Here is a 2708-nt window from a genome sequence, read left to right as displayed (position 1 = left end):
AATTAAATCTGGCGCGTGCTCGTCAGCAAATAGCCTAGCCCCACTGGTTTACTCTTTTGACAATTAATCCACCCTGCCCTACTCCCCTTAACAAGGGGGGAACAAGAGCGCTAGAAGTCCCCAATTTCTCCCTTTATATATTTTTACGCTAATCTAAAAGTAGAAATTAAAAATCGGGGAAAGTATATATGACCATTGCCACTCACCCCCAATTAACTGCACTCCCGGAACAGCGGTTGATTTTGCCGCTATCAATGACTTGGGAACAGTTCAAAGCTCTGGATTCATTGCTAGAGTACAGTCGCAGTGTTCGCTTGTCTTACCTCGACGGATATGTGGAAATTATGACACGTTCGTCGAAGCATGAAATCATTAAATATCTGATGGCAGGAATGTTAGGTCAGTTTTTCTTAGAAAAAGATATTAGTTTTACACCGACAGGTAGCGCTACACTCCAAGGGGAAGCAAAAGGCAGCAGCAAGGAACCAGATTTATCTTACTACTTTGGCGAAGATCGGCGGCAGCGAGAAACACCCGATTTGGCGATCGAAATTGTTTTTACTAGCGGAACTATCAACAAGCTGGAATACTACCGCAGATTTAACGTAGCGGAAGTTTGGTTTTGGGAAGACGGAGTATTTTCGATTTACCAACTGAACTCGGAGGATTACGATCGCGTTTTTCGGAGTATGCTGTTGCCGGATTTGGATCTAGAATTGCTGGGAAGATGCTTGCAAATGTCCGAAGAAAAAGAAGCTTTGAAAGTGTTTCGGGATGCAGTTCGAGCTGGTTAACCTAGAACATCTACAAGTAAAATATAGCATAGTAATGCCGGCAATGGTGGAAATATACGAAATGTACGAAATGTCATAAAAATCGAAATCATCTGAAAACATCCAGCGTTTGTGGTTTGCGGACACTTCATTTTCACCTATACTATTCAGGGTATAAAAAATCTTACTCTTCAGCAATCACCTATGAATAGGGATTATTCGCGGTTTGATTCCCTCACCAGCATCCTAGCAGGAACAGTAACGGTAGCAGGAATAGTTGTTTTTGCAGCAGCACCCGTTGTCGCAAAAACTCCCCAAGAAATTGCCAAATTCGCTGAATCTGTCACCGTTCAAATTAATGGAACAACTGGTCTAGGTACAGGATTTATTATTGCTAAACAAGGTACAACCTACACTGTCCTGACAGCTAACCATGTTGTAGGTGATACCAAAGCTACCTATACGATTCGCAGTCATAGGGGAAAAGACTATCCAGTAACCCGTAGTGTATTATTACAGAAAGGCCAGAATGCTCCCGATTTAGCAGTCGTAACATTTAAGAGTACGGAATCTTATCCTGTTGTAACTTTAGGCGACTCCGAACAAGCGACAGTAGGAACAGAAATTTTTGTGTTTGGTTATCCAGGTATTCCAGATAGCAGAAAATACCAAAAAGAGCGCAATTTTGAGTTTGTACCGGGTTTTGTTACCAGCCGGATTTCAAGTCATCCCCAAGGGTATAATTTGCGCTACAATACTGTTACGAAAGGGGGGATGAGTGGCGGGCCTGTATTTGATACTGAAGGGCGTGTTGTTGGGATTCACGGAGAAGGCGATCGCGATTACGATAGTGTCACAGACGGAAAAGTTATGACAGGTTTAGCGTTTACTAAAACCGGGTTTAATTCTGCAATTCCTATTAACACTTTTATAGCTAAATTATCGGAGGCGGGCTTAAATCGTTCGGCTGTTTTGATAAATACCTCTCCAACCGCTAATGCACCTCTGAAACTCAACAATCCGCAAGATGCTAAGACTTATTACGTTCGAGGTTTAACTCGGTTTGACAAGGGAGATTTGTCAGGGGCTGTTGCTGATTTTAACCAAGCAATTCAAACTCAATCAGATTATTCAGAAGCTTATTTCTATCGAGCCCTCGCTTATTTCGATTTGAGACAAATGCCCAAGAGTATCGCTGATTATAGCAAGGCGATCGCCCTAAATGCCGGTTATGTTGACGCTTACTACAATCGGGGGCTGGTTTTGTCAGCAATGGGAGACAAACCGGGGGCGATCGCAGATTATACTCAAGTCATCCGCTTGGATAGAAACTTTGCAGCGGCTTACAACAACCGAGGATTAGCACTTTCGGACTTGGGCGATCAAAAAGGAGCGATCGACGATTTCAATCAAGCGCTGCAAATCAATCCCGGTCGCGCCAACACTTATTTTAACAGAGGATTAGCGCTGTTTCGCATCAATAACGATCGCTCTGCCTTAGCTGATTACACTCAAGCAATTCAACTCAATCCCAATTATGCAAAGGCTTTTGCTAACCGAGGAATTACGTTAGTGAGAATGGGAGATAGACAAGGGGCGATCGCAGATTTGCAGCAAGCTGCTCGTTTATTTAGGGCTCAAGGAATGAATGCAGATGCTCAAAAAGCATTAGATTTGATTGGTCAATTGCAAAGACAATAAACGTTATGATATAATCGACGATCGGATTGCAATTAATCCTGTAGGGGCGGGTTCACCAACAATATTTGAGAGAAACAAACAGGTAAAATAAACCCGCCCCGCCCCATCCATAAGGTAGGGGCGGGTTCACCAACAATATTTGAGAGAAACAAACAGGTAAAACCCACATTCCGCACTTCAAGTTGAAGTACGATAAAATAGAATACCGAAAAAGCCAAAAACCCGGATAATTCA

The 2708-nt window shown here is 42.9% G+C and carries 3 protein-coding genes; 2 read left to right on the top strand and 1 reads right to left on the bottom strand.

The annotated features are described in order from the left end of the window. Positions 1-188 precede the first annotated feature (188 nt). Positions 189-794 carry a Uma2 family endonuclease gene (locus tag QUA16_RS36295; protein ID WP_333109676.1) on the top strand — a complete coding sequence of 202 codons (606 nt, stop codon included), beginning with the start codon at positions 189-191 and terminating at the stop codon, positions 792-794. A gap of 183 nt (positions 795-977) precedes the next feature. Beyond that, positions 978-2474: a tetratricopeptide repeat-containing serine protease family protein gene (locus tag QUA16_RS36290; protein WP_333109674.1), complete on the top strand. Its 1497-nt coding sequence runs from the start codon at positions 978-980 to the stop codon at positions 2472-2474. A gap of 32 nt (positions 2475-2506) precedes the next feature. Here the strand turns inward: QUA16_RS36290 and QUA16_RS36285 are convergent. Continuing rightward, positions 2507-2708, bottom strand: a 202-nt coding sequence (locus tag QUA16_RS36285) for a hypothetical protein (RefSeq protein ID WP_333109672.1), incomplete at its 5' end; no start/stop codon positions are given.

The organism is Microcoleus sp. S13_C3, assembly GCF_036700905.1.
Classification (GTDB): Bacteria; Cyanobacteriota; Cyanobacteriia; order Cyanobacteriales; family Microcoleaceae; genus Microcoleus.
This window is presented reverse-complemented; position numbering and strand designations above follow the sequence as displayed.

What these genes read in the sequence shown, in the direction of transcription:
- QUA16_RS36295 (WP_333109676.1), top strand. Translation starts at nt 189, where the DNA reads ATGACCATTGCCACTCACCCCCAATTAACTGCACTCCCGGAACAGCGG.
- QUA16_RS36290 (WP_333109674.1), top strand. Translation starts at nt 978, where the DNA reads ATGAATAGGGATTATTCGCGGTTTGATTCCCTCACCAGCATCCTAGCA.